This window comes from Pseudomonas sp. ZL2 (genome assembly GCF_054788455.1).
On record NZ_JBGOGX010000022.1, the window covers coordinates 61,141 to 86,573 of the forward strand.

The following is a 25,433-nucleotide window of genomic DNA, read 5'->3' on the forward strand; positions in this document are numbered from 1 at the left end:
CTACCCTTCAGCGCGCGCCAGCCTGCCGACGCCTTTGCCCTGCGCCAGGCCGCGGGGTGGCGCGCCATAGGTTCGGCGGAACAAGCGGCTGAAATGGGCCTGATCGTAGAAGCCCAGGTCCAGGGCGATGGCACTTAACGGCTGGCCGGCCAGCACCCTGGGCAAGGCCCGTTCCAGGCGCAGTTGGGTCAGCCATTGCTGCGGTGGCAGGCCGCAATGGTTGCGAAAGCGGCGCAGCAACTGCCAGGGGCTGAGGTCGGCGAAAGCGGCCATCTCTTCCAGGCTTGGCGGCAGGTCCAGGCGCGACTCCAGCCATTCGCGCAGTTGCCGCCAAAGCAGCGGATCGAAGCCCTGCCCGTGTTCGCTGACCTTGAGGGTCGAGCCCAGCCCGAGCAACAGCGCCAGGGTTTCCCACAATTGGCTCTGGAACGCCAGCGGGTCGCGTTGCCGGTGCAGGCCATCGAGCAACTGCTGCAACTGCGGATGGCGCAGCTGCAGGGCATTGAGGTTGGGCAAACCTTGTCGGCCGTCGCTCAGATCGCGACTCACCTCGGCCAGCCAGGCCGGGTCGAGGGTCAGGATGCGGATGCCGTAGCCCTGGTCATCGGCACTGGCACCGTCGTGCACATGCTCCGGGGCCATCAGCAGGATGTCCCCGGCTCCGGCCAGCTGGCGCGTGCCACCGGCGGCGTAGCGCTGCTGGCCGGTGACGATCAGGCCGATGTGGTACTCCAGGTGAAAATGCCGGGGAAAGGCAAATTGCTGGTAGCGGGCATCGATCAGGCGCACGCCTGGATGCCCGGGGGCCTGATGGACGACGCTATCCAACTAGCAGGCCGCCCGCCATTGGCGGATCTGGTCGAGGGTTGCGGTCACGCCACCACATACGATCACCAGCACTTTCTGGTGGCGCTTGAGTTCGGCCGTTGGTGCGTAAGCCAGGGCCAAAGCCGCACCACAGGCGGGCTCAACCAGGATGCGCTGGTCCAGCAGGAACTGCTCGCAGGCATCCAGCGCTGCCTGATCACTGACCACATGGCTGTACACCGGCCGCTGCTGACTCCACTCGAAGGCCCGCTGGCACACCTGTTTGGCCGCCAGCGAAGTAGCCACGGTGTTGACGCCGTCCAGCGCCACCAACTGCTTTTTCGCCATGGAAGCTGCCAGCGACGCGGCGCCGGCGGTCTCGACGGCGAATACCGGCACCTGGCCCCAGCCATTGCGCGCCAAGCCTTCGCAAACCCCGGACAACAAACCACCGCCACCGACCGCGACCACCACCGCATCAGGCTTGAAACCCGTGGCGGCGACTTCATCGATCATGGTCGCGTGGCCCTGCCACAGCAGCGGGTCATCGAAGGGATGGATATAGGCGTCGTCCTCGCCCATCAGCGACAGCGCCAGGGCGTTGGCCTCGTGCCAGGCCTTGCCATGCACGATTACCTCGGCCTGTTCCTGACGGATCAGCTGCTTGGCCCGCTCGGTGGTGGTCTCTGGCACCACCACGGTTACCGGCAGGCCCAGAATGCGCCCGGCAACGGCCACGGCAATCCCGGCATTGCCGCCAGACGAGGAGACGAAACGGCGCTTGCCCTGCCTGGCATAGGCTTCACAGGCGGCCCCGATGCCGCGCAGCTTGAACGAACCGGACGGCTGCAGCGCGTCGAGCTTGAGCCAGATGTCCAGGCCACTGGCCAGGCTCAACGGGCGTGACGCCACCAGCGGGGTTTCGATGTGCAGGCTCATAAGGTTTCTCCACTGGTCAATTCAACGATCAGTTCTATTTCGACACAGGCGCCCAGCGGGATCTGGCTGGCACCGAAAGCGCTACGGGCATGCTTGCCACGCTCGCCGAAGACTTCTTCGAACAGTTCCGAGCAGCCGTTGGCGACCAGGTGCTGTTCGGTGTACTCACTGCTGCTGTTGACCAGGCACAGCAGCTTGACCACTTTGGCGATGCGGTTCAAGTCACCCGTGGCCGCAAGCAAGGTGCCGAGCAAGTCGAGGCCGACCCTGCGCGCGGCCATGTGCCCGGTGGCGGTGTCCAGTTCGCGGCCGAGCTGGCCGACCCAGGGGGCACCGTTGTGCTTGGCGATATGGCCGGAGATGAACAACAGATTGCCGCTCTGCACCCAGGGCAGATAGGCGGCGGCCGGTGGGCTGGGCGGCGTGAGGATGATGCCCAGTTGTTCGAGGCGCTGATGAGGGGATACGGACATGGCAGGTGGCCTTGAGAAGGGAACCTGGCCAGCCTACTGCTACTGGGCTGTGGGAATCTTGTATGAAATTGCGCTCGATCGCTGGCAGGTCCGGCGTGCACAGATCCCCTGTGGGAGCCGGCCTTGCCGGCGAAAATCTCAGCCGCGCTGCCGCGCCCGCAGCTGCTGCTTCAACCTGCGCAACGGCGGCGCGTAGAGAAAGCCGAACGACACGTTGTTGTCCCGCCCCTTCAACGCATGGTGCAGCATATGCGCGCGGTACAGACGCTTGAGGTAGCGGTTGCGCGGCCGTGGCCGGAACGGCCAGTGCCGGTGGACGATGCCGTCATGGACGATCACGTAGATCACCCCGAACGCCGCCACTCCCGCACCCACCCACTGCAACGGCGCATGCCCGGCCCGGCCCAGCGCCACCAGGGCCAAGGCGATCAGGGCCAAGGCCAGCAGGTAGACATCGTTGGTTTCCAGCGCCCCCAGGTGCGGCTCATGGTGCGAGCGATGCAGGAACCAGCCCCAGCCGTGCATGATGTAACGATGCGCCAGGTAGCCGATGCCCTCCATGGCCGTCAGGGTGCAGAGAAATACAGCGAGGTTGAGGATCATGCTTCGAGGTTCGCGTGGCTGGGCAGAAACGCCACAAAGCCTACCACCTCGGCCCTATTCGCGCACCGTCACCGTGGCCGTGGTACCGGCACGCAGGTTGGCCTTGCCGGCATAGTCCGGGTCGATCTCGATGCGCACCGGGATGCGCTGGGCCAGTTTTACCCAGGTGTAACTGGGGTTGATATTGGCCAGCAGGCGGTTGCCGGGGGCGTTTTCGCGGTCGGTAATGGCATAGGCGATGCTCTGCACCGTGCCCTGGAAGCGTTCGCCGCTCATCAGGGCGATATCCACCTTGCTGCCGGGGTGAATGCGCGGCAGCTTGGTTTCCTCGAAATAACCGCTGATATGGAACGAGCCGCTATCGACCAGCGCCAGCAGCGGCCCGCCGGCAGTGGCGTAATCCCCCTGACGGGTCAGCAGATTGGTCACATATCCGCTGACCGGCGCGTAGATCCGCGTGCGTTGCAGGTCCAGCTCGGCCTGGGTCAAGGCGGCGCTGGCCAGTTGCACGTTTGCCGTTGCCAGGCTCAGGTTGGCCTGGCCGCGCATCAATTCGGCCTGGGCCACGGCAACGTCGGTGCTGGATTTCTCCCATTCTTCACCGGAGATGGCAAAGCCCTGCTTCAAGGTACGCCGCCGTTGCTCTTCGCTCTGGCGCTGCTTGAGCAGGGCCAGGCTGGAGATGATCGCAGCCTGGGCCAGGCCTTCGCTGGCCTGCGCCACCTCGATGGCGCGGCGCGCATGCTCGACCGCCAGGGCGTAACGTTCGGGGTCGATCTCCAGCAGCAGCTCGCCCTTGTCCACGTGCTGGTTGTCCGCCACCTTGAGGCTGACGATGCGCCCGGCGACATCTGCCGACAGCGTCACTACATCGGCGCGCACCCGCGCATCGCGGGTCCACGGCGCACGGGTGTAATGCTCCCAGGCAAACCAGCCGAGCACCAGCGCCAGCACCACCACAACCAGGGTCGAGACCTGGGCTACACGTTCGTTCAAGGTTCAGCTCCCCATGTACAGGATGATCAACGCGCACAGGCAGGCGTACAGCGCGCCTTCAAACAGGGCCGGATGCCAGACCCGCTGCATGACCCCCAGCTTTTGCAGCAGCCAAAGCACGGCAATCAACAGCGGCACCGCCAGCAACAAGGCCTGGGCAATCGGCGGCAGGTAGACGCCGCCAATCTCGAAATCAATGGGCAAGGGCCGGGGCTCCTTCTGCAGCAGGTTCAAGATAGGGGCTGTAGTGGCGCAAGAAGCCGGCAATCACCAGCAAGGCGACACGGATACGGAACAGCGAGCGTAGCTGCTCGGCAGGCGCCTGCAGCTGTTCGCCGTGCAGGTTGTCGAGGCTTTCACCCAGCGCCTGCAGGGTCTGCAGCAAGCTCGGCAGTACCACCGAGGTGCGCCCGGCGATGTATCGGCCGGCATTGCGCAGCACCTGCTCAAGCTGCACGCGCAATGCCTCTGGCAGCAACGGGTTGGCCCTGCCCTGCTCCTGCAACTGGCGCATGGCAACGCCCAGGGCCATGCAACCCAGGTTGACCTCGAACAGTGCCCGCGAGCGTTCGTCACGGGTCGCCGGCAGCAGGCCGATAATCAGGGTCAGGCGGTCGACCATGCGGCTTTCAAAGGCGAACTGGCGTTAATCCGACGCCGGGCCCTTGAGCAAGGCATGCACCTGTTCACGGGTTTCGCGAAACAGGCGCTCGATGCGTAATTGTGGGTTAAACGGGAAAATCCAGGCATACACCATCAGCGACAGCGCCGCGCCACAGACATACGCGCCAGCGAACTCGAACCACTGGATGGCGGTGTTTTGCCAGGCGCCGATGTTCTGCGGGCCGAACAGCAAAAAGCTCGACAGCCCCAGGCCCATGCCGATCCCTGCGGTCATCGGCCCCGACAACCCCACCGCCACCACATACAGCAAAGGCAACAACAGCAGTGCGAGCATTTCGAAGTCGACTACCTGGGGGATCAGCCAGAACTGGTACAGCGCCGACACCACCAAGGCCAACCCCAGGCCGCGGGCATAGTTCTGCGCGGCCATCAGCGGGCGCGGAAAGGTCGCCATCAGCGAGCACAGAATCCCCACCAGGATCATTCCGGCGCGGGCACCGTCCCAGGCGGTCTCTATCCAGATCAGCCCGGCAGCGACCAGGGCTATAAAGGCGCGGCTGGCGTTCATTGCCGCCAGACGCCAGTCCAGGTGCAAGGGATTGGTGCGCCCTTGGCGGTACAGGCAGTCTCCGGGCCGGCCTTCCTGGATGGCATCGCTGAGCTCGAGCATTTCGCCCAGCTGTTCAAGCAGGCGCGCCTGCTCCCAGCGCAAGGCCCAGGCCAGCGAGCGCAGCGGGGTTGGCAGGTCGCTTTGCAGTTGCTCGGCTTGCAGCGCGGCCTGGTCGAAGCGCCGCTGCAAGGCACTGAAGTGCTCGCGGGCCTCCGCTGGCAAGGCCCGGCCCTGTTGCGCCAGCAGGTCAAGGAAGGCCAGCTCATCGGCCAGCAGGCGGCTGATGAATTGCGGGTAATCGCCTTGCCAGCGCTCGGCGATCATCAGCTTCTGGTTACGCAGCACCGTCAGCCGCGAGCTGAGCAGCACCAGTTGGTTGCCCAGCAGTTGCACCAGGCCATTGGCCCCGCGCAAATGCGGCGCGTCGAAGTACAGGTGCCGACGCAAGCCTTCCAGGGCGCTGATCTCGCCGAGGATCTGCATCTGCCGCTGGCTGAACTCGGCAGCGCTCTCTTCGCCGCGAATCGCCGCCGCGGCATGGCTGGCCATGAGTTTGATCAGGTTGTCGACCTTGGCAAAGTACCCGCTGGCCACCGCCTGCGGCCGCGCACTGAGCAGGCTGACCGCACATACGCAGGCCACTGCCAGCAGGGTTTCAGTGACCCGGGTAATCGCCAGCATCAGGGTGTTGTCCTGTTCCGGGATCGCCAGCATCGCGACCACTACGGCGGTAAAACCGCTGAGCACGAAGGCATGCGAACTGGTGTAGCGCAGCAAGGTGCCGCCGGCGGTACACAGGGCCAGCCACAGCGCCAGGGTAATGATGAACGGCAACGGCGCCTGCGGGAACAACGCCATGATCAGCACCGCCACCGCCGCCCCCAGGGTAGTGCCGACCACCTGGGCGAAGCTGCGCTGCAAGGTCATGCCGCCCAGGGGCTGACTGACGATGAACACCGCCATGATCGACCACTTGGGTTGGTCCAGGTCAAAGATGAACGCCAGGTACAGGGTCAACAGGCAGGCGACGATGGTCCGCAGGGCGAAGCGCAAGGTGTCTGCGCCTGGGTGCAGCACCAGTCGCCAGTAATTGATCAAAGGTTGCACACAGGTCTCTCGAAAGTCCTTTGAGGGAAACAGTAGCTATTGAAGCCCATCAGGGAAAGACAACGAGATGACCCTCAGCGTTGCATATCTGGAACGATCCGCTGCGGATGCAAAAATTGTCATGCATTTAACCTTGACCCTGCGCTGCCCGAGAGTTAGTTTCTCGCCCGCATTTTTGCATGCCTACACAGGAGTCCTGCATTGGACAGTAGCTCTAGTCGATTGCGACAGGTCCACACGGCGCGCTAGTTCAGCAGGTTCCTTCTGCCACTGGCACGCCGAACACGGCGGTTAGTGGCGATTCGCATCCCTTGTGGATGACAAATCCTCATTCTCCCTCCCGCACACCTTGCACCTTCAATGGTGATGAAGGTTCGTGGCCCTGCGCATTCTCTTTATTCACGTGCATCACCCCCGGGGTTCGGTGCCAAAGCGGCGTATTGCCGTGGATTCGAGGTTTGCTATGGATTGGAAAGTATTTCTGCTGCGCGTCACCGTCGCGCTGGTACTCGGGGCGCTGATCGGCGCCGAACGTCAACTGCGCCAGCGCCTGACCGGCCTGCGCACCAACGCCCTGGTCAGCACCGGCGCCTGCCTGTTCGTGCTGATGACCCAGGCGGTGCCGGGCATGGCCGCGACCGACGCCTCGCGCGTCGCTGCCTATGTGGTCTCGGGCATCGGCTTTCTCGGCGGCGGCGTGATCATGCGCGATGGCCTAAACGTGCGCGGCCTGAACACCGCCGCCACCCTCTGGTGCACCGCCGCCATCGGCGTGCTGTGCAGCCTGGGGCTGCTGCTGGAGGCGGCGCTGGGCAGCTGCGTGGTGCTGTGCGCCAACATCCTGCTGCGCGACATCGCCCAGCGCCTGAATCATCAGGACGTGCTGCCGGCCAACGAGGCCGAGCAACGTTTCGAAGTGCGTATTACCTGCCGTGCCGAGGACGAGATCCAGGTGCGCAGCCTGATGCTGCACAGCTTCGGCAACGACGGCCTGCGCCTGCAGTCGTTGCACAGCGAAGACCTGGCCAACCCGGCCAAGCTGGAAGTGCGCGCCGAGCTGATGGGCAGCCCCGATGCACCCACCCAGCTGGAACGCCTGGTCAGCCGGGTGAGCCTGGAGAAAGGCGTCAGCTCGGTGCGCTGGCAAGTGCAGGAGCTGACGGCGGACTAACGGCGTTCGTCCGACAGCGGCGTGGGCTGATCCGGCTCGGGCAAGCGGCCATCCTGGTCCGGAGCATCGGGCAGGCGCTCGATGTCCTGGGGCTGGTCGCGCCGCTGCGGCTCGCCGGGAACATTCGGGTCGGTGACCGGATCATGTTCACGTTGCGGGTTGTTAAGCGGATCTTTCCAGAGCGGATCATCTTCGGGACGTGGCTGACTCATGACAACTACCTCGCAAAAGCGGCGCAAGCAAATGCGCGCCGTACAGTTTCGAGGCTTGGCACTGGCCCGTCGTGCCGTCCAGGCGATCAACGGTACACCCGCGAAAATATGCTCAATGGCCAGCAAAATCCGCTGCAGCACCCAGCCGCTCAAGGGGTATCGTGTAGCAAAATAATCAGCCAGAGGTGCACTGTGGCGTCCTATACCTTGCGACAACTGAAGTATTTCGTCACCACCGTAGAATGCGGCAGCGTCGCCGAGGCATCGCGCAAGCTGTACATTGCCCAGCCGTCGATTTCCACGGCGATCAAAGGCCTGGAAGACAGCTTCGGCGTACAGCTGTTCATCCGCCATCACGCCCAGGGCGTGTCGCTGACACCCGGTGGCGCGCGTTTTTACCGCAAGGCCCAGGAGCTGCTGCGCATGGCCCGCGAGTTCGAGCAGAACGCCCTGGCCGACAACGACGTGGTCTGCGGCCAAATCGACATCGGCTGCTTCGAAACCGTCGCCCCGCTCTACCTGCCGCGCCTGATCGCCGGCTTTCGCGAGCGCTTTCCGGGCGTGGAGATCCGCCTGCAGGACGGCGAGCAGCAGGAACTGGTGCAAGGCCTGACGGGTGGGCGTTTTGACCTGGCGATCTTCTACGAACACGACCTCGACAGCACCATCGAGACCGAAGCCCTGACCGCACCGCAGCGCCCCTATGCGCTGGTGCCGGCCGGCCATCGCTTTGCCGGACAGGCCCAGGTGTCGATCCGTGACCTGGCCCTGGAGCCGATGATCCTGCTGGATGTGCAGCCGAGCCGGACGTATTTCGTGAGTATTTTCGAAGAGCTGCAACTGAGCCCGAACATCGTCTTCAGCTCGCCATCGATCGAGATGGTGCGCGGCATGGTGGGTCAGGGCTTTGGCTTTGCCCTGCTGGTGACCAAGCCCCATGGCCACAGCACCTATGACGGCCAGGAAGTGGTCTGTGTGGAGATTGCCGAGGATGTCACCGGATCGGCACTGGTGGCCGGCTGGCTCAAGCGTGCGCAGCTGACCAAGCCTGCGCAGCTGTTTGTCGATTACTGCAAGGAGCAGTTTGCCGCCTGGCTGAACTGAAGCACTCATCGCCGGCAACGCGGGCTCCCACAAGGGATCGGTGTACACCTGACCTGTGGGAGCTGGCTTTGCCGGCGATGCAAGGCAAAGCCTTGCCAATCAGCCTCAGCGCGCAGCCCAGGCGTTAAAGCGCTGCTCCAGCTCCTCGCCATGGTCCACCCAGAACCCGGCATCCACCGCCCGCGCACCGGCCAGGTTGGCTTCAGCGGTCGGCAACTGCTGCTGGACAGTCGCCGGCAGCAGCTTCAACGCCTCGCGGTGTACCGGCCCGTAGGGGATCTGCTCGGAGAACACCTTCTGGGTCTGTGGCTGGCTGGCAAAGGCGATGAAGTCCTCGGCCAGGGCCTTGTTCGGCGTGCCCTTGACCACCGCCCAGTATTCCGGATCGTACAGGCTCTGCGGCCAGACGATGCTGAGCTTCATGCCCTCCTTCTGCGCCGAGGCAATCCGGCCGTTGTAGGCCGCGCTCATGACCACGTCTCCGGCGATCAGCCACTGCGCCGGTTGTGCGCCGGCCTCCCACCACTGGATATTGCCCTTGATCTGGTCCAGCTTGGCAAAGGCGCGGCTGACGCCCTCGGCGGTGCCCAGTACTTCATACAACTGCTCGGGTTTGACGCCGTCGGCGAGCAAGGCGATTTCCAGGGTGTACTTGGCGCCCTTGCGCAAGCCGCGCTTGCCGGGGAAGTCGGCGACGTTCCAGAAGTCCGCCCAGGAACTCGGCGCCCTGGCCAGCTTGCCGTTGTCATACGCCATGACCATCGACCACACATAGGTGGCCACCCCGCACTCGCTGAGGGTGCCCGGGACGAACTGCGCCGGGTCGCCGAAGCGCGCCGGATCGAGGCGCTCGAACAGGCCCTCGTCACAGCCGCGCAGCAGCTCCGGGCTTTCGACTTCGACCACGTCCCAACTGGTATGGCCAACATCGACCATGGCCTTGATTTTCGACAGTTCACCGTTGTACTCGCCGGCAACCACGCGTCCTGCGCCGCTGGCGTTGAAAGGTTGGAAGTAGGCCTTGTCCTGGGCCTGCTTGGTGGCACCGCCAAAGGAGATGACAGTGAGGTTCTGCGGCGCAGCCGACACCGCGCTGCACAGCAAAACCAGGGCAAAGGGAACACAGCAACGCAAGGATCTGGACATGAAGCGGTTCCTCTAATAGGCCGGCACGCCCGCGCGCGCCGGCCGCTTTTGGGCTTACAGGCGACCGAATTCGCGGGCGGTACGGTCTACGGCGGTACGGGTCTTGTCGACCAGTTCATCGATGTCGGCGTGGCTGGCCACCAGGGCCGGGGCCATGATCATTCGGCCCAGGGTCGAGCGGATGATCAGGCCTTCTTCAAAGCCGAGGGTGCGGCAACGCCAGGCCATGTCGTTCTCGTTGGCAAAACGCTTGCGGCTGGCCTTGTCTTCGGCGAACTGCAAGGCGGCAACCAGGCCGGTGCCCTGCACCTCGCCAATCAACGGATGGTTGCCGAACACTTCGCGCAGGCAGCGCTGCAGGTACGGGCCGGTCTCGTGCTTGACCCGGCTGACGATGCCTTCGTCGCGCAAGGCCTTGAGGTTGGCAATCGCCACCGCCGCCGCCACCGGGTGGCCGGAATAGGTCAGGCCGTGGGCGAACACCCCGCCCTGCTCCACCAGCACTTGCGCCATGCGTTTGGACAGGATCAGGCCGCCCATGGGGATGTAGCCGCTGGTCAGGCCCTTGGCGATCGACAGGGTGTCGGGCTCGAAACCGAAGTGCTGGTGGGCGAACCACTCGCCGGTACGGCCAAAGCCTCCGATCACTTCATCAGCGCACAGCAGCACGTCGTACTGGCGGCAGATACGCTGGATTTCCGGCCAGTAGCTTTCTGGCGGGAAGATCATGCCGCCAGCGCCCTGGAATGGTTCGGCAACGAAAGCAGCAACGTTCTCGGCGCCAAGTTCGAGGATCTTTTCTTCCAGCTGGCGCGCCGCGCGCAGGCCGAACTCGGCCGGGGTCAGGTCGCCTTCGTGGGCGAACCAGTACGGCTCGTCGATGTGCGCGACATCGGGGATCACCCCGCCCATGTCGTGCATGAATTTCATCCCGCCCAGCGCCGTGGCGCCCAGGGTCGAGCCGTGGTAGCCGTTCCAGCGGCCGATCATGATCTTCTTCTGCGGCTTGCCGAGGATCTGCCAGTAGCGGCGCACGGTACGGATCAGCACCTCGTTGGCTTCGGAGCCGGAGTTGGTGTAGATCGCGTGGCTGTAGTGCGCGGGCAACAGGCTGAACAGCAGCTCGGACAGCTCGACCACCGCCGGGTGGGTGGTGTGGAAGAACATGTTGTAGTACGGCAGCTGCTCAAGCTGCTGGCTGGCAGCCGCGGCCAGGTCCTTGCGGCCATAGCCGAGGTTGGTGCACCACAGCCCCGACATGCCGTCCAGGTAGCGCTTGCCGTCGTTGTCCCACAAGGCCAGGCCTTCGCCACGGACGATCACCCGCGGGCCTTCGGCGTTCAGCGCTTTCTGGTCGAGGAAGGCATGAATGTGGTGCGCGGCATCCGCTGCCTGGTAATCGCCGGTGCTACGGACAGGTTTCACTTGAGCGGTCATTGCGAGTCTCCTTGCGGGTTTTTATCGTTTTGAGTGCCCAGCACGCTTTCCAGCGGCTCGGGCTTGAACAGCGGCTTGCCCATCACGCCCTTGATCCACAGCACGGCGATGATCGAGACGATCAGCAGCACCAGGCCGGCGTAGGCAAAAATCGAAAAGGTCATGTCCGGGCTGGGCGAGACGTTCCAGATCGCAAACAGCATGCCGGCGATGCCGAACAGCTGCGGCAACGGGTAGAACGGCGTACGGAACGGCCGCGCCACCTGCGGATAACGCCGGCGCAGGGCAATGACGTTGACATGGGTGATGATGTACGCCAGCAACCAGGCCAGGGCGGCGGACAGCAGCAGCTGGTTGATCGCATCGGCATGGTCGTGCATCAGCAGCAACGGCAGGCCGGTGACCGCAGCGATGAACAGCACCGCCACCCACGGCGCGCCGGTGCGCTTGCCCTGACGCTTGAAGATGCCGAAGGCCTGGCCGTTGCGCGCCATGCCGAAGAGCATGCGCGGGATGGCGGCCAGCGAGCTGTTGAGGGTGCTGCAGGTGGCGGTAATCGCGGCGGTGACCAGGAACACCTTGCCGGCCTCACCGAAAACGGTGGTGGCGAACAGGTAATGTGGCAGGCCGTTACTGGCCAGTTCCGCCTGCGGCACGGTGAGCAAGGCGCCCAGCCCGTACAGGCTGATGATCACGAAGATGATGGTCAGGCCGAGCATCATCGAGCCCGGGATGTTGCGCTCCGGACGGCGGGTTTCTTCTACCAGCGGGCAGACGAACTCGGCGCCGACAAAACCCCACACCGCCATCGCCGTCAGGGCAATCACCCCCAGGCCCAACGGGTTCCAGTGGGCACTGTCGAACAGCGCCGGGTTGGGCGCGACAATATCGCTGTTCATCGCGCTCAGGCCCATCACCAGCAACACCACGGTCATCACCACCGCCAGCACCGTTTGCAGGCGGGCGAAGATGTCGATGTTGAACAGGTTGAGCACCGTGAACAGCGCCAGTACCGCCAAGGCCACGGTCAACGGCGGCATCGAGTGCGGGTAGACCTTGTCGATGATGAACTCCATCAGCAACAGTTCGGCCGACAGCGCGAACATCGCCACCACGATGTAGCCGGAAAAGGTCGCGAGGATCGCCGGGAACTGGCCGATGGCGACCTCGGTGTAGGTGCTCAGGCTGCCGGCGCGGGGGATCATCAGCGCCAGTTCCGAGAACGAACAGGCGTAACTCAGGGCCAGCAGGTAGGCCAGGCCCAGGGGCACGATAAAGCCCAGGCCGGCGATGCCGACGCCCTGCAGCATCAGCACCATCACGCCCTGGGACACCACCAGGCCGATGGCCACCGCCAACAGCGCAGTGAGGCCGAGTTTCTTGCGACTTGCAGGCGGCGCCAGGGCGCCGGTTTGCACGCTTGCATTGCTGTTCATCGGTTGCTCCGAGTTGTTGTTATTGGAAGAACAGAGTTGTTGCCTGTGCTGGCCTCATCGCGGGTCAAGCCCGCTCCCACAGGCCTCAACCACGCAGCTGAATCCAGGTCGTCTTCAACTGCGTGTACTTGTCGAACGAATGCAGCGACAGATCCCGCCCAAAGCCCGACTGCTTGCCGCCGCCGAAGGGCACGGTCACATCCAGGGCATCAACGGTATTCACCGACACCGTGCCGGCATTCAGCCGCCGGGCGACGCGGTGGGCGCGGTTGAGGTCGTCGCTCCACAGCGAAGCCGCCAAGCCATAGATATGGTCATTGGCCATGGCCACCGCCTGGTCTTCGTCATCGAACACGCTGACCGCCAGCACCGGGCCGAATACCTCTTCGCGGGCCAGGGTCATGTCGGCTGTGACACCAGTAAAAATCGTCGGCTCGATGAAGTTGCTCGAGCCGTCGAAGCTCAGTTGCCGTCCGCCACAGACCAATTGGGCGCCCTCGGCCTGGGCCTGCGCGATGTAGTGCATGATCCGCTGCGCCTGGCGAGAGTCGACAATGGCCCCGGCCCGGCTCGCCGGGTTCAGCGGATTGCCCGGTAGCCATTGGCGCGCCTTGTCGATCAGGCGCTGAATGAACTCATCGGCAATCGAGCGCTGCACCAGCAGGCGCGAGTTGGCCGAGCAGACTTCGCCCTGGTTGAAGAAGATGCCGAACGCGGCTTTCTCGGCCGCCAGGTCCAGGTCCTGGCAATCGGCGAACACCAGGTTCGGGCTCTTGCCGCCGCATTCCAGCCACACCTGCTTGAGGTTCGACTGCGCGGCGTACTGCATGAAGTACTTGCCGACCTCGGTGGAGCCGGTAAACACCAGGGCATCGACGTCCATGTGCAGGCCCAGGGCGCGACCGGCCTCTTCACCCAGACCCGGCACGACGTTGAGCACGCCCTTGGGAATGCCCGCTTCAATCGCCAGCTCGGCCAGGCGCAGCGCCGAGAACGGCGATTGCTCGGCGGGCTTGAGCACCACGCTATTGCCCGCAGCCAATGCCGGGGCGAGCTTCCAGGCGGCCATGTCCAGCGGGAAATTCCACGGCACCACCGCACCGATCACCCCCAGCGGCACCCGGGTGATGGTCGCCAGGGCATTGCCGGCAGTCGGCGCCACCTGGTCGTAGAGCTTGTCGAGGCTTTCGCCGTACCAGGCAAACACATGGGCGGCGCCCGGCACGTCGATGTTCCAGGCATCCATCACCGGCTTGCCCATGCTCAGCGAGTCGAGCAAGGCCAGCTCGTCGCGGTGCTCCAGCATCAGTTGCGCCAGGCGCAGCAGCACGGCCTTGCGCTCGGCCGGTGCCCGCTTCGCCCAGGAGCCTTGCTCGAACGCCTGGCGAGCACTGCGCACGGCCTGGTCGACCTCGATCTGGCCGCAGGCGGCAACCTGGGCCAGCAGCTTGCCGGTGGCCGGGTTGATGACATCGAATCGCGCCCCGCTTGCGGCCTGACAGGCCTCGCCTTCGATAAACGCGCTGTCGATCAGGCGCTGCTGTTGCGCCAGGGTTGTCCACTCGTTGAAATGCTTCACCGCAGACTCCTTGTTGTTATCCGTTGTTGGAGAGGTATTCGGCCAGGCGGTCCATCAAGCGGTCACAGGCCGCCATCTGCTCGACGCTGACAAATTCATCCGGCTTGTGGCCCTGGTCCATGCTGCCCGGCCCGCACACCACGGCCGGGATCCCGGCCTGGTCGAACAAGCCGCCTTCGGTACCAAAGGCCACGGTGCTGAAGGCGTCGCTGCCGCACAGCTGCGCCACCAGTCGCGCCGCCGCGCTTTCAGGCGCGGTGGCCAGGCCCGGATAGGCCGAAATCGCTTCGAAGCGAATCGCCGTGTCGGCCTTGACCGCTTGCATGGCCGGCAGCAGCGTTTGCTCTGCGTAGGCTTGCAGCTCGTCCACCACCGCCTGCGGCGCGAAGGCCGGCAAGGCACGCACTTCAAAGTCGAAGCGGCAATCGGCCGGGACGATGTTCAGCGCCGTGCCGCCGTGGATCACCCCGACCTGCACGGTCGAGAACGCCGGATCAAAGCGCGCATCGTGATGCTCCGGCGCCGCCAGGCGCTGGCCGATCTCGCCCAGGCGCCCGATCAGCCGCGCCGCCTGCTCGATGGCGTTGACGCCATAAGGCGCATAGGCCGAATGGCACGGCGCACCGTGCACATGGCAACGCATGGCCAGCTTGCCCTTGTGGCCGAGCACCGGTTTGAGTTCGGTGGGTTCGCCGATCAGGCACAGCGCCGGTTGCGGGATGCGCTGGGGCAGCACGTCCAGCAAGCTGCGCACGCCCAGGCAACCGACCTCCTCGTCATAGGAGAACGCCAGGTGCACCGGCCGGCGCAGGGGGCTGGCGAGAAACACCGGCACCGCCGCCAGCACCGAGGCCAGGTAGCCTTTCATGTCGGCGGCGCCACGGCCGTACAGCTTGCCGTCGCGCTCGGTGAGGCTGAACGGCTCGAGCGTCCACGGCTGACCGTCGACCGGCACCACGTCGGTATGCCCCGACAACACCACACCGCCCGCCACTGCCGGGCCAATGCTGGCCAGCAGGTTGGCCTTGGTCCGCTCCGTGTTGTAGATCAGCTCGCAGCTCACGCCCAGGCCGTGCAGGTAGTCGCGGACGAACTCGATCAGGGCCAGGTTCGAATCGCGGCTGACCGTGGCAAAGCCAATCAGCCTGGCCAGCAATGCACGGCTGCGCAGCTCACTCATCGCCCGGCACTCCGTAGCTCGGCGCCAGGGTCGGGTTGAGGGCGCGGGTCAGGTAGTCCTGCAACTGCGGCTGATAAGCGGCCCAGAGTTTGTTCAGCTCGCCAATGGGGTTTTCCTCGGCCCAGTCCACGCGCAGGTCAACGATCGGCCAGACCAGCTCGCCGACCACCGACAGCGCCGCCGAATGCACCGCCCCGGCTTCGCCGCCGGCGTCCTGGCCGGCCTGCAGCGCGCTCAGCAAGCGGGCGGCCAGGCAGCCCTCGCTGTTTTCGAAGGCCTCGACCATGCGCTCGATCACCGCGCTGTTGGCCAGCAGGTTGCCCGCGGCCACGCATTGCTCACCGGCCACGGCGTTATTGATGCCCAGCGCATGGTTGCCGCTGAACAGCGCCGTGCGGCCCTGGGCATCGACCACCGCCACCTGGCGGTACTGGCTGTAGCCGTTGCGCGTCAAAGCGCGGTCCAGGGCCTGGTGTGGCGCCAGGCCTTCGTCGAGGCCGTCGAGTATTTGCGGGCCGAGGGCCGGCAAAGTGATGTTCTGGCTCGACACCGCACCCACGCCGGTGCGCAGCCACGGGCAGCGGGCGCCGACGGCGATGCTGGATGAGCTGATGGCTATGCCCAGCTGGCCGGTTTCGGCGCAGCGCCCAACGATGGAGAAGGTCATGGCACGCTCCTTATTCGGGGATGACCGCAATCACGTCGATTTCCATCAACCACTGCGGCTGGCCGAGAGCGCTGACCACCAATCCCGTAGAGATCGGGAACACGCCCTTGAGCCATTTGCCGACCTCCTGGTACACCGGCTCGCGGTAGCGCGGGTCGATCAGGTAGGTGGTGGTCTTGACGATATGACTGAGGTCGCTGCCAGCTTCCTCCAGCAGTTGCTTGACGTTGCGCATGGCCTGCTCGGCCTGGGCCCGTGGGTCGCCGAGGCCGACCAGTTGGCCGTTGAAATCGGTGCCCACCTGACCCCGTACATACACGGTGTTGCCGGCACGCACGGCCTGGCACAGGTCGTTGTCCAGGGTCTGGTTGGGGTAGGTGTCTTTAGTGTTGAACATGCGAATACGGGTATGAGTAGGCATCAACGGGCTCCCATGAGGCTGACAGGTTGGCTGGACGCTTGGTGCTCGGCTTGGCGCTGCGAAGCGTCGCGATAATTGAGGTAGGTGCGCTGTTTTACGATGTGGTCGGCGATGTGCTTGGCGTCGTGCCACACCCCCCAGATAAAGGCCGAGCCGCGTCGCGACAGCCAAGGCAGGCCGACGAAATAGACCCCCGGCTCGCTGGACACGCCGCGCTGGTGCTTGGGTTTGCCGTTGTCCTTGAAGGCGTCGACCTGCAGCCAGCTGTAGTCCACCGAATAGCCGGTGGCCCAGATGATGGTGCTGACGCCGGCCTTGGCCAGGTCGAGTTCCAGCAGCGGCTGGGTCAGGCACTGCGGGTCGGGAAGAATCTCCCGCGCCTGCGGTTCTTCCGGCAGGTTCAGGCCATTGCGGGCGATGTAAGCGTCGGCCGCATCGAGCAACGCCAGGTAGTTTTCGTCACCGCGGGCGATGTTCTCGGCCAGGTTGGCCTCGAAGCTGACCACCCCGTTGTCGAAGCCCTTGGTCAGGCCGACCAGGGTCATGCCCTGCTGGGCCAGCTTGCGAAAATCGACGGTGTGGCCGCCACGGGCGCCGCTGACGGCGATGGTCACATGCTCCTTGCCCGGCTGCATGGTCTCGGCATCCCACTCGCCGAGCACGCCCAGCCACCAGCAGAAATCACGGTTGCGATAAGCCCGCGGCGGCCGGTCGTGGGCACCGACCGAGAGGTACACCTGCTTGCCGGCGCGCTGCAGTTCATCGGCGATCTGCACGCCCGAGGAACCGGCACCCACCACCAGCACCGCGCCTTCAGGCAGCTGCTGCGGGTTGCGGTAAGCGGCCGAGTGCATCTGTTGCACGCTCGACACTTGCACGGCAATCGGCGGGATCACCGGGCGCTGGAACGGGCCGGTGGCGACCACCACCTGCTGCGCTTCGATCACCCCGTCGCTGGTTTGCACAGTGAAACCCGGGCGATCGCTGTTGCGCACCACCTGGGTGACATCGACGCCGGTGCGGATCGGCGCATTGAACGTGCGGGCGTAGGCTTCGAAGTAATCGGCAACCTGGTCCTTGCCGGCGAAGGCGTCCGGGTCCAGGCCTTCGAATTCCAGGCCCGGGAAGCGGTCGTGCCAGGCCGGGCCGTTGGCCACCAGCGAATCCCAGCGGCCAGTGCGCCAGGCTTCGGCAATGCGCTTGCGCTCCAGCACCAGGTGCGGCACGCCCAGGCGGCTCAGGTGTTCACTCATGGCCACACCGGCTTGCCCGGCGCCAACTACAAGCGTATCGATTTTGGTTTTATTGGTTGTCATGTCTGCGCCCTACTGAGTTGTCCCACGCGGGTGGCCGTGGGAGGGTGTAGGTCGCATTCTGGGAGCGCGCGGGAAAACGCGAAATTATGATTTTTATGGTTGTTAGAGAGTAAAAAACTGGGGCGGCTTTGCAGCCCATCGCTGGCAAGCCAGCTCCCACAGAGATGTTGCACACCACAACTCCTGTGGGAGCTGGCTTGCCAGCGATCAAGCGCGGTTGCGGATCGGCCGACGATTGACGACACTGCAGCTTTACCCTGCACAGTTGCCGTCATGTCCCTGAACATCCGCCTTTCCCGCGCTGAAGACGCACCTTTACTACCCGCAGTCGAACGTTCGGCAGCGCAGGCCTTTGCCTGTCATCCAGGACTGGAATGGATTGCCGAAGGACCGCTGCTCAGTAGCGCCGAGCACATGGCATTCATCACCTCAAACCAGGAGTGGGTGGTGGTCGATCAACAGGATGAGCCCCAAGGATTCATTTGTACGAAAGCCATGGGGCACAACCTGCACATCGTTGAATTGTCAGTGGCTCAGGCTTATCAAGGGTTGGGCTACGGTCGGCGACTGATCGCTGCTGTGCGCGACTGGGCCGGCACTCAAGGCTTTGTTGCACTGACGCTCACGACCTTTACCGACGTCCCTTGGAACGCCCCCTTTTATGCACGCTTAGGCTTTACGCGCCTCGCTGATGGCGACCTGGACGGCGCGCTTGCGCAGCTACTGGAAGTGGAAGTCGCTCAGCATTCGAGTGCGCGCTGCGCCATGTCGCTTGCCCTTCGCTAATACCGAGCCAGACTAGCGTGGCATCGGGATATCGGGAACATTGACAGCGATGATATCCAGCACCAGGTCGACTGTTTGCCCTCGGCCAACGCTGGCATAAAGATTATGCGTGTTGTGAACCGCAGGGCCTTTTTGTTGTTTGTCTACCCTAATGGCTTTTTTTCCTTCCGGCACAAGGCTGACGGGCGATAGTACTCCGCGTTGAGCCTCGACCTCTTTGCCATTGCTGAGCAAGCTCCAGAATTGCCCTTTGCCATAGGCTAATGGCGTGCGGTAAAGCCCCATATAGTCATTGGTACTGATATCCACTGACCAGCCGTGGAAGGCGCTTGCAGGATTGTCAACGCAGATCTGGTAGAGAAGTTTTTGTTCTTCAGGGTTAAAAAAGCACGCAAAGAGAAAGCCCATGGGGGCCGCAGCGTCCCGTGGCAGATTGAAGGTCAGCCAACCGTCACTTTGCTTGAGGCGCTTTTCGGGATTTATATTGCGGTAATCCTCCTGATACTCCCAAGTGTCCAATGTGCCCGCGTGCCCCTCTGTAGTGGAACGGACATAGGCAACAAATGAGCGCTCGGGTTGGTAATCATACGTCGGCATTGGCAATTTCCTCTGTTCTTCAGTTTGATCTAAGCGCAAAGCGCGCCCCATCAAGCTAATCTCAGGTTCCAATCGCTGAGAATGAGGAAAAGTCCCCACCGCGCACCTGCCTGGCGGGTGAAACTCATCCAGCGTCCCGATGTTGCTCAGTTTTTTTCTCTAACTGGCGCAGCTGCGCTTCCTGCTTGCCGATCAGCTGCAACTGGCGGCGCAGCTCCGAGACCCGCTCGGCCAGGCTCAAGGCCAGGTCTTTGTTCTGTTTCTCCAGTTCGTCACGTGATCCGCTGAGCTGCGCAAGCTTCACCTCCAATCCGTGGATTTGCGCCTGCTGACGTTCGCCCTGGGTCTTGAAGCCGCGCTGGGCATCCTTGAGCGCGCGGATCTGTACCAGCAAGCCTTCGTTGTCGCGGTTGAGCCGGGTCAGCTCGTCCTGTTTGACGATCAGGGTCTGCTGCAACTGGCGCACTTCCACTTGCAGCAGCTGCACCTGCGCCTCATGGCGACGCTGATCCTGATCGCGCTGTTCGCGACTGGCGTTGCGGTAATGCTCCAGGGCGTCGCGGGCATGCTGATGCTTGTCTTCCAGCGAGCGGATCTGCTCGTCCTTGTCCGCCAGGCGCAGGTTCAGCTCGCCCACGGCCTGGTTGAGCGTGGCGTTACGTGTCTGCTCGCTTTGCAGGGTGCTGCGGGTAGTGGCCAAAGCTTCTGATTCGCTGGCCAGTGCCGCGGCCTGGATCTCATGCTGCTGTTGCAGCGCCGCCAATGCCTGCTGGCTGATCTGTACCTGGGCCAGCAGCGTCTGGCGCTCGTGTTCGAAGGCGCTACGGGCTTGCTCGATGCGCGCCTCGCCCTCCTGCTGCAGCTGCTCAGCCAGTTGCTCGACCAGCGTCGCCAGAGCCTCGCTGAGGTTTGGCGCGGTGGTAGGCGCGGCTGGCTGCAGGCTTTCCAGTTCTTTCAGATAGCGGTGAATGGTGGTTTTCGAGCCGGTATTGCCCAGTTCGATACGTACCGCATCGATACTTGGATGCTCGCCACGGGCCAGCAGCGCCTGCCGCGCCTTGTGCACTAATGCTTTATTGATACCGCCACGGGCCATGTGAGCTCCTACTATTTCATACTGTGTTACGTACCATGTATTTACATACTATCTCATTCATTGATTCTGTGATCGATAAACCTGTTGCTAAGATGAAATAATCACGGCTTATCGCATGTTAAGGGTTAAAATGTCGGCCTGAAGTGCCGAGGTCGGTACGTTTGGCCAGGAGCACCGCCATGAACCCCATCGAACGCTATCTGCAGGCCGCCACCCGGGAGAACACCCGGCGCAGTTATCAGGCCGCCGTTGAGCACTTCGAAGTGAGCTGGGGAGGCTTTTTGCCGGCGACAGCAGACAGCATCGCCCGCTACCTCGCCGACCACGCCCAGACCCACTCGATCAGCACCCTCAAGCAGCGCCTGGCAGCGCTCGGGCAATGGCATGTCAGCCAGGGCTTTCCCGACCCGACCAAGGCGCCGATGGTGCGCCAACTGCTGAAGGGCATCCGCACGCTCCACCCTGGCGAACCGAAGCAGGCAGCGCCGCTGCTGATACAGCATCTGCAAACAGCCGTTGCGGCAATTGAGCATGACGCTGTCCAGGCCCACGCCCGGCACGACCTGCCTGCGCTGCTGCGCGCCAGTCGTGACAAGGCCTTGCTGTTGATCGGTTTCTGGCGTGGGTTCCGCGGCGATGAGCTGGCGCGTCTGCAGGTCGAGCATATCCAGGCGCAGGCAGGCGTCGGCATGACGATCTTCCTGCCCCGCAGCAAGGGCGACCGCCAGGCGCTGGGCGTGCGTCACCGGGCGCCGGCGCTGAAGGTGCTGTGCCCGGTACAGGCTTACCTGCAATGGCTAGAGGTGGCGGGCATTGCCCATGGGCCGGTGTTTCGCAAGCTCGACCGCTGGGGCAACCTGAGCGAACAGGCGCTCAACAGCAACAGCCTGATCGGCCTGTTGCGGCGCATCCTTGAGCGCGCGGGCGTACCGGCGGCTTTATATACCGGTCACTCACTGCGCCGCGGTTTTGCTACCTGGGCGACCAGCAATGGCTGGGAGCTCAAGGCCCTGATGAATTATGTCGGCTGGAAGGATGCCAAGTCGGCACTGCGCTATATCGATGCGTCGGTGTCGTTTGGCGAACTGGCGCTGCTCGAAGGTGGCAGCAGCGCTGGGCTACTGACGGATCAGGCTTGACACAAATAGTGAAGGTGCTGGCCTCATCGCGGGGCAAGCCCGCTCCCACAGGTCTGGCGGGCGCAATTCCACAGGCGGGCAATGTCGCGAGCACGCGCCTGGAGCAAGGCTGGTGCGTTGGCACAGGCCGCTTCCAGGCTCATCGGGCCGCTGGTCAAGGCAAACGCGGCATCGATGCCATGGGCATACAGCTGCTCGTAGCCCTCGCCCAGGGTGCCGGCAATCACCACCACGGGTACGGCGTGACGCCGCGCTACCCGGGCCACGCCAAACGGCGTCTTGCCGCGCAGGGTCTGGGCATCGAAGCGGCCTTCGCCGGTAATCACCAGGTCAGCGCCCTGCACCGCCGCCTCGAGACCGGCCAGTTCGGCCACGACCTCAATCCCGGGACGGAAGGCGGCCTGCAGGAAGGCTTTGGCGGCGAACCCCATACCGCCCGCCGCGCCACATCCGGGAAAATCACGCACGTCAGTGCCCAACAGTTGCGCGCAGTGATCGGCAAAGTGACCCAGGGCCTGGTCGAGGGCTTGTACCTGCTCGGGGCTGGCGCCTTTTTGCGGACCGAAGATGGCCGACGCCCCATTGCTGCCACACAGGGGGTTGTCGACATCGGCGGCGACTTCCAGCTGCACCTCTGCCAGGCGCGAGTCCAGCGCGCTGGCATCGATGCGGGCTAGCCGGGACAACGCCAGCCCGCCTTCAGCCAGCGGCTGATTCTCAGCATCAAACAACTGCAGGCCAAGCGCACGCAGCATACCGCTGCCCGCATCATTGGTCGCACTGCCGCCAATGGCCAGAATGATCCGCCGGGCGCCGGCGTCCAGCGCCGCGCTGATCAGTTGCCCGGTCCCGTAGGTGCTGCTGCGGCAGGCATCGCGCTGGCCCAGCGTGAGCAGCTGCAGGCCACTGGCAGTGGCCATTTCGATAATCGCCGTGTGACTGTCGCCCAGCCACCCCCAACCGGCCTCGACCGCCTCCCCCAGTGGCCCGCGCACGCGCTGGCTGCGCAGTTCGCCAGCACAGGCGGCAACGATGGCCTCCATGGTGCCCTCGCCACCGTCGGCCATCGGGCACTTGACCAGTTGCGCCTGCGGCAACACCTGGGCAAAACCTGCAGCAATGGCGTCGGCGACGCCTTCGGCGCTGAGGCTGTCCTTGAACGAGTCGGGGGCGATGACGATTTTCATGGGGACTCTCCTGATCCAGATGCCTGCATGCTGACAGTTGGGCCTTGATTGTTCGTCAGTCGAATGCACAAAAACCGGCGGCCTTTGTTTGGCACTTGGCCAAAGTCGAGTCAGCTACCGGCCGGCAGCAACTGCAACCCCAGGTACAGGCTGAGCATCCCCTCCAGCCGCAGCGGGTCGACTTCGCTCAGTTCGGCGATGCGCTCCAGGCGGTAGCGCAGGCTGTTGCGATGAATGCCCAGGGCATCGGCGCAGGCCTGGCTCTGGCCATCATGGGCGCACCAGGCACGCAGGGTTGCCAGTAACTGGCCGCTGTTGTCCTTGGCGCGAATCCGCTGCAGCGGCTCGAGCAGCTCATCCAGGGCGTCATCGTTGCGGTGGCGCCACAGCAAGGCCGGTAGCCGATAGCGGCTCAGGGTCAGCAGGCGCTCGGCTGGCAGCACTTCACGCCCATAAGCCAGAAGGTCGCGAACCCGGCGATAACCGCGGCGCAGCTGCTCCAGGCCTTGCGCCGCCGACCCTGCGGCCAGGCGCTGGACCTGCCAGCCGTGACGCTGCAGCCGATCCAGCAACTTCGATTCATCGAGCACCACCGTGGCGGGCCGGCACCAGAGCAGTGATTGCCGCGCCGGGCTGACGCACCAGCTGTCCGGATAACGACTCATCAACCAGCTGGCCAGCGCTTCGGCTGCGGGCCCGGCATCCAGTTCGAACAGGCAGGGAATGCGCGGCAGCTGTGGCTTGAGCCCCAGTTGCCGGGCCTCGTCGACCAGGCGCGGTGAATCGCCGGAGCCACCCAGCAGCAACGCCAGCAAGTCATCGCAGCGCTGGCGCCGCCATTGCTGCTCGACCTGCAGGTGACGCTGGGCCAGGAGCATTTCGGCGGTCATGCGCACCAGCTCGCCATAGGTGCGCAACTGCTGGGGATCGCCGGTCAGGCCGAGCACACCGATCAGCCGACCGTCGAGCAGCAGCGGCAGGTTGACCCCGGGCTGCACGCCCTTCAGGCACTTGGCTGCTTCCACATCCAGTTCGACGATACGACCATTGGCCAATACCAGTTGCGCGCCTTCGTGGCGGGTGTTGATGCGCTCCGGCTCGCCACTGCCGAGGATCAGGCCCTGGCTGTCCATGACGTTGACGTTGCACGGCAAAATCGCCATCGCCCGCTCGACGATGTCTTGTGCCAGGTCATGGTCCAGTTCGAACATGGGAGGATCCTTGTTGTCGCAATGATTGGTCCGGGGCACAGCAGGCCAGGCAAAATGCTGTGCAAAAGCACAAAGACAGCCACGGCCCGCTCACCGAGACTCGCAGCAGCAGCCGCCTCGATGCAGGCTGCGGCGATAAACATAACAACAGAGAGAGAATCATGTCATACAGCCCTGCCCCTGACCAAGGCCAAGACGCCACCCGCAATGCGCTGTATCGGCGCATTACCCTGCGGCTGATTCCATTCATCTTCATCTGCTACCTGTTCAACTACCTGGACCGGGTCAACGTCGGCTTCGCCAAGTTGCAGATGCTCGATGCGCTCAAGTTCAGCGAAACCATCTACGGCCTGGGTGCCGGGATTTTCTTCATCGGCTATGTGCTCTGCGGGCTGCCCAGCAACCTGGCGCTCAACCGCTTCGGCCCGCGGCGCTGGATCGCGCTGATGATGATCGCCTGGGGCACGCTGTCGACCTGCCTGCTGTTCGTCACCACGCCCATGGAATTCTACGTGCTGCGCCTGTTCACCGGCGCCGCCGAAGCGGGCTTCTTCCCCGGCATCGTGCTGTACCTTTCGCGCTGGTTCCCGGCGACCCGGCGCGGGCGGATCATGGCCCTGTTCATGTCGGCGATCCCGGTGTCCGGCTTGCTCGGCGGGCCGTTCTCGGGCTGGATTCTCAATCACTTCGCCGCCGGCCAGCATGGCCTGGCCGGCTGGCAGTGGATGTTCCTGATCCAGGGCCTGCCCACCGTACTGCTCGGCTTTCTGGCAATTTTCCTGCTCAGTGACGGCTACGCCAAAGCCAAGTGGCTGAGCCCTGCTGAACGGCAGATGATCGAGGCCGACCTCAAGGCCGATGCCGCCAGCAAACCGCCGACCACCAGCGACAGCGTACTGTCGGTGTTCGCCAACCCGCTGATCTGGACCTTCGGTTTCGTCTACTTCTGTATCCAGAGCGGGGTTTACGCGATCAACTTCTGGCTGCCGTCGATCATCAAGAACCTGGGCTTCAACGATGCCCTGCTGATCGGCTGGCTGAGCGCGATCCCCTACCTGCTGGCCGGGGTGTTCATGCTACTGGTCGGGCGCTCGGCGGACCTGCGCAACGAGCGCCGCTGGCATTTGGTGGTGCCGATGCTGATGGGTGCCCTGGGCCTGCTGATTGCGGTCAACTTCGCCCACAGCCCGGTGATCGCTATCATCGGCCTGAGCATCGCCACCATGGGCGCCCTAACCGGCCTGCCGATGTTCTGGCCCATGCCCACCGCGCTGCTGAGCGCCGGCACCGCAGTGGCGGGCCTGGCGATCATCAACTCGGTCGGGCAGATGGCGGGCTTTCTCAGCCCGTACCTGGTCGGGTTCATCAAGGACCAGACCGGCTCGACCGATGCGGCGTTGTATTCGCTGGCGGGCTTGATTGTGTTTGGCAGCCTGGTGGCGTTGCGGGTTTCGCGAGTGCGGGCTGCCGGTGCGGTGGCTGAACCGGTGAACTGAGGCACCCCCATCGCGGGGGGGGGGTGGGTGTTTTGCTTGGGGGGTGGTGGTTTTTTTTTCGTTCTTTTTCCTTTGTGGATTATTGTTGTTGCT

The 25,433-nt window shown here is 64.1% G+C and carries 23 protein-coding genes and 2 pseudogenes; 5 read left to right on the forward strand and 20 right to left on the reverse strand.

The genetic code is table 11. The features are described 5' to 3' along the window. The 7 genes and pseudogenes from ABM562_RS16450 to ABM562_RS16480 all read right to left on the reverse strand — a co-directional run bounded on the left by ABM562_RS16450 (position 1) and on the right by ABM562_RS16480 (position 6,159). Entirely contained in the window at positions 1–828 is an 828-nt protein-coding gene (locus tag ABM562_RS16450; RefSeq protein ID WP_166675737.1) for an AraC family transcriptional regulator, read from the reverse strand. Further along, the gene (locus tag ABM562_RS16455; protein ID WP_115086685.1) at positions 829–1,746 is read right to left on the reverse strand and encodes a pyridoxal-phosphate dependent enzyme; all 918 of its coding nucleotides are present in this window, start codon (positions 1,744–1,746) and stop codon (positions 829–831) included. Continuing rightward, positions 1,743–2,219, reverse strand: coding sequence for a RidA family protein (locus tag ABM562_RS16460; protein WP_346616922.1), 477 nt, complete (start codon positions 2,217–2,219; stop codon positions 1,743–1,745). The genes ABM562_RS16455 and ABM562_RS16460 overlap by 4 nt, the downstream gene beginning before the upstream one ends. Positions 2,220–2,357: 138 nt before the next feature. After that, positions 2,358–2,822, reverse strand: a complete 465-nt coding sequence (locus ABM562_RS16465) for a sterol desaturase family protein (RefSeq protein WP_115086687.1) — start codon at positions 2,820–2,822, stop codon at positions 2,358–2,360. A 54-nt stretch (positions 2,823–2,876) separates the two neighbouring features. Then, a complete protein-coding gene (locus tag ABM562_RS16470) occupies positions 2,877–3,818 on the reverse strand; it encodes an HlyD family secretion protein (RefSeq protein WP_460422633.1) in 942 nt (313 codons plus the stop codon). Between the two features lie 3 nt (positions 3,819–3,821). Beyond that, positions 3,822–4,022: a DUF1656 domain-containing protein gene (locus ABM562_RS16475; protein WP_115086689.1), complete on the reverse strand. Its 201-nt coding sequence runs from the start codon at positions 4,020–4,022 to the stop codon at positions 3,822–3,824. Beyond that, positions 4,012–6,159: pseudogene (locus tag ABM562_RS16480) on the reverse strand (FUSC family protein). Before ABM562_RS16480 ends, ABM562_RS16475 begins: the two are co-directional and overlap by 11 nt. Before the next feature lie 463 nt (positions 6,160–6,622). On the opposite strand from ABM562_RS16480, the gene ABM562_RS16485 reads away from it, so the two are divergent. Then, positions 6,623–7,330: an MgtC/SapB family protein gene (locus ABM562_RS16485; RefSeq protein WP_038995292.1), complete on the forward strand. Its 708-nt coding sequence runs from the start codon at positions 6,623–6,625 to the stop codon at positions 7,328–7,330. Here ABM562_RS16485 and ABM562_RS16490 read toward each other — a convergent pair. Further along, positions 7,327–7,542, reverse strand: a complete 216-nt coding sequence (locus ABM562_RS16490; RefSeq protein ID WP_134064644.1) for a hypothetical protein — start codon at positions 7,540–7,542, stop codon at positions 7,327–7,329. The genes ABM562_RS16485 and ABM562_RS16490 overlap by 4 nt on opposite strands. A 192-nt stretch (positions 7,543–7,734) precedes the next feature. On the opposite strand from ABM562_RS16490, the pseudogene ABM562_RS16495 reads away from it, so the two are divergent. Continuing rightward, positions 7,735–8,651 (forward strand): annotated as a pseudogene (locus ABM562_RS16495) (LysR substrate-binding domain-containing protein); the annotation flags it as partial. A 100-nt stretch (positions 8,652–8,751) separates the two neighbouring features. On the opposite strand, the gene ABM562_RS16500 reads toward ABM562_RS16495, so the two are convergent. The 8 genes from ABM562_RS16500 to ABM562_RS16535 all read right to left on the reverse strand — a co-directional run bounded on the left by ABM562_RS16500 (position 8,752) and on the right by ABM562_RS16535 (position 17,828). Then, positions 8,752–9,792: an ABC transporter substrate-binding protein gene (locus ABM562_RS16500; RefSeq protein WP_258577826.1), complete on the reverse strand. Its 1,041-nt coding sequence runs from the start codon at positions 9,790–9,792 to the stop codon at positions 8,752–8,754. A gap of 54 nt (positions 9,793–9,846) precedes the next feature. After that, positions 9,847–11,229 carry an aspartate aminotransferase family protein gene (locus ABM562_RS16505; RefSeq protein WP_115086693.1) on the reverse strand — a complete coding sequence of 461 codons (1,383 nt, stop codon included), beginning with the start codon at positions 11,227–11,229 and terminating at the stop codon, positions 9,847–9,849. Continuing rightward, complete coding sequence (locus tag ABM562_RS16510) at positions 11,226–12,665, reverse strand: APC family permease (protein ID WP_115086694.1); 1,440 nt, start codon at positions 12,663–12,665, stop codon at positions 11,226–11,228. The genes ABM562_RS16505 and ABM562_RS16510 overlap by 4 nt, the downstream gene beginning before the upstream one ends. An 85-nt stretch (positions 12,666–12,750) precedes the next feature. Then, the gene (locus ABM562_RS16515; protein ID WP_428985027.1) at positions 12,751–14,244 is read right to left on the reverse strand and encodes an aldehyde dehydrogenase; all 1,494 of its coding nucleotides are present in this window, start codon (positions 14,242–14,244) and stop codon (positions 12,751–12,753) included. Between the two features lie 16 nt (positions 14,245–14,260). Beyond that, positions 14,261–15,424 (reverse strand): acetylornithine deacetylase, encoded by a 1,164-nt coding sequence (argE, locus tag ABM562_RS16520; protein WP_460422636.1) that lies wholly within the window; start codon positions 15,422–15,424, stop codon positions 14,261–14,263. Continuing rightward, positions 15,417–16,091, reverse strand: coding sequence for a DUF1028 domain-containing protein (locus ABM562_RS16525; RefSeq protein ID WP_115086697.1), 675 nt, complete (start codon positions 16,089–16,091; stop codon positions 15,417–15,419). The genes argE and ABM562_RS16525 overlap by 8 nt, the downstream gene beginning before the upstream one ends. A 10-nt stretch (positions 16,092–16,101) precedes the next feature. Further along, entirely contained in the window at positions 16,102–16,512 is a 411-nt protein-coding gene (locus ABM562_RS16530) for a RidA family protein (protein ID WP_003201555.1), read from the reverse strand. Next, positions 16,512–17,828, reverse strand: coding sequence for a flavin-containing monooxygenase (locus ABM562_RS16535; protein ID WP_460422638.1), 1,317 nt, complete (start codon positions 17,826–17,828; stop codon positions 16,512–16,514). The genes ABM562_RS16530 and ABM562_RS16535 overlap by 1 nt, the downstream gene beginning before the upstream one ends. Before the next feature lie 273 nt (positions 17,829–18,101). Between ABM562_RS16535 and ABM562_RS16540 the strand changes: the two genes are divergently transcribed. Next, positions 18,102–18,614, forward strand: a complete 513-nt coding sequence (locus ABM562_RS16540; RefSeq protein WP_460422640.1) for a GNAT family N-acetyltransferase — start codon at positions 18,102–18,104, stop codon at positions 18,612–18,614. Between the two features lie 12 nt (positions 18,615–18,626). On the opposite strand, the gene ABM562_RS16545 is transcribed toward ABM562_RS16540, so the two are convergent. Beyond that, complete coding sequence (locus tag ABM562_RS16545) at positions 18,627–19,211, reverse strand: hypothetical protein (RefSeq protein WP_460422642.1); 585 nt, start codon at positions 19,209–19,211, stop codon at positions 18,627–18,629. A 124-nt stretch (positions 19,212–19,335) separates the two neighbouring features. Further along, positions 19,336–20,307: a DNA-binding protein gene (locus ABM562_RS16550; RefSeq protein WP_460422644.1), complete on the reverse strand. Its 972-nt coding sequence runs from the start codon at positions 20,305–20,307 to the stop codon at positions 19,336–19,338. Positions 20,308–20,486: 179 nt separating this feature from the next. Between ABM562_RS16550 and ABM562_RS16555 the strand changes: the two genes are divergently transcribed. Beyond that, on the forward strand, positions 20,487–21,446 hold the full coding sequence (locus ABM562_RS16555; protein ID WP_460422645.1) for a site-specific integrase: 960 nt from the start codon (positions 20,487–20,489) through the stop codon (positions 21,444–21,446). 23 nt (positions 21,447–21,469) lie between these two features. On the opposite strand, the gene ABM562_RS16560 is transcribed toward ABM562_RS16555, so the two are convergent. Beyond that, entirely contained in the window at positions 21,470–22,633 is a 1,164-nt protein-coding gene (locus ABM562_RS16560; protein ID WP_134064622.1) for a glycerate kinase, read from the reverse strand. 110 nt (positions 22,634–22,743) lie between these two features. Further along, the gene (locus tag ABM562_RS16565; RefSeq protein WP_115086704.1) at positions 22,744–23,844 is read right to left on the reverse strand and encodes a sugar diacid recognition domain-containing protein; all 1,101 of its coding nucleotides are present in this window, start codon (positions 23,842–23,844) and stop codon (positions 22,744–22,746) included. Positions 23,845–24,005: 161 nt separating this feature from the next. Here ABM562_RS16565 and ABM562_RS16570 point away from each other — a divergent pair, with 161 nt between their 5' ends. Further along, positions 24,006–25,340, forward strand: a complete 1,335-nt coding sequence (locus tag ABM562_RS16570) for an MFS transporter (RefSeq protein WP_233674689.1) — start codon at positions 24,006–24,008, stop codon at positions 25,338–25,340. Positions 25,341–25,433: the final 93 nt, after the last annotated feature.

What these genes read in the sequence shown, in the direction of transcription:
- ABM562_RS16455 (WP_115086685.1), bottom strand. Translation starts at nt 1,746, where the DNA reads ATGAGCCTGCACATCGAAACCCCGCTGGTGGCGTCACGCCCGTTGAGC.
- ABM562_RS16460 (WP_346616922.1), bottom strand. Translation starts at nt 2,219, where the DNA reads ATGTCCGTATCCCCTCATCAGCGCCTCGAACAACTGGGCATCATCCTC.
- ABM562_RS16465 (WP_115086687.1), bottom strand. Translation starts at nt 2,822, where the DNA reads ATGATCCTCAACCTCGCTGTATTTCTCTGCACCCTGACGGCCATGGAG.
- ABM562_RS16485 (WP_038995292.1), top strand. Translation starts at nt 6,623, where the DNA reads ATGGATTGGAAAGTATTTCTGCTGCGCGTCACCGTCGCGCTGGTACTC.
- ABM562_RS16490 (WP_134064644.1), bottom strand. Translation starts at nt 7,542, where the DNA reads ATGAGTCAGCCACGTCCCGAAGATGATCCGCTCTGGAAAGATCCGCTT.
- ABM562_RS16500 (WP_258577826.1), bottom strand. Translation starts at nt 9,792, where the DNA reads ATGTCCAGATCCTTGCGTTGCTGTGTTCCCTTTGCCCTGGTTTTGCTG.
- ABM562_RS16505 (WP_115086693.1), bottom strand. Translation starts at nt 11,229, where the DNA reads ATGACCGCTCAAGTGAAACCTGTCCGTAGCACCGGCGATTACCAGGCA.
- ABM562_RS16510 (WP_115086694.1), bottom strand. Translation starts at nt 12,665, where the DNA reads ATGAACAGCAATGCAAGCGTGCAAACCGGCGCCCTGGCGCCGCCTGCA.
- argE (WP_460422636.1), bottom strand. Translation starts at nt 15,424, where the DNA reads ATGAGTGAGCTGCGCAGCCGTGCATTGCTGGCCAGGCTGATTGGCTTT.
- ABM562_RS16525 (WP_115086697.1), bottom strand. Translation starts at nt 16,091, where the DNA reads ATGACCTTCTCCATCGTTGGGCGCTGCGCCGAAACCGGCCAGCTGGGC.
- ABM562_RS16530 (WP_003201555.1), bottom strand. Translation starts at nt 16,512, where the DNA reads ATGCCTACTCATACCCGTATTCGCATGTTCAACACTAAAGACACCTAC.
- ABM562_RS16535 (WP_460422638.1), bottom strand. Translation starts at nt 17,828, where the DNA reads ATGACAACCAATAAAACCAAAATCGATACGCTTGTAGTTGGCGCCGGG.
- ABM562_RS16540 (WP_460422640.1), top strand. Translation starts at nt 18,102, where the DNA reads ATGTCCCTGAACATCCGCCTTTCCCGCGCTGAAGACGCACCTTTACTA.
- ABM562_RS16545 (WP_460422642.1), bottom strand. Translation starts at nt 19,211, where the DNA reads ATGCCGACGTATGATTACCAACCCGAGCGCTCATTTGTTGCCTATGTC.
- ABM562_RS16550 (WP_460422644.1), bottom strand. Translation starts at nt 20,307, where the DNA reads ATGGCCCGTGGCGGTATCAATAAAGCATTAGTGCACAAGGCGCGGCAG.
- ABM562_RS16555 (WP_460422645.1), top strand. Translation starts at nt 20,487, where the DNA reads ATGAACCCCATCGAACGCTATCTGCAGGCCGCCACCCGGGAGAACACC.
- ABM562_RS16560 (WP_134064622.1), bottom strand. Translation starts at nt 22,633, where the DNA reads ATGAAAATCGTCATCGCCCCCGACTCGTTCAAGGACAGCCTCAGCGCC.
- ABM562_RS16565 (WP_115086704.1), bottom strand. Translation starts at nt 23,844, where the DNA reads ATGTTCGAACTGGACCATGACCTGGCACAAGACATCGTCGAGCGGGCG.
- ABM562_RS16570 (WP_233674689.1), top strand. Translation starts at nt 24,006, where the DNA reads ATGTCATACAGCCCTGCCCCTGACCAAGGCCAAGACGCCACCCGCAAT.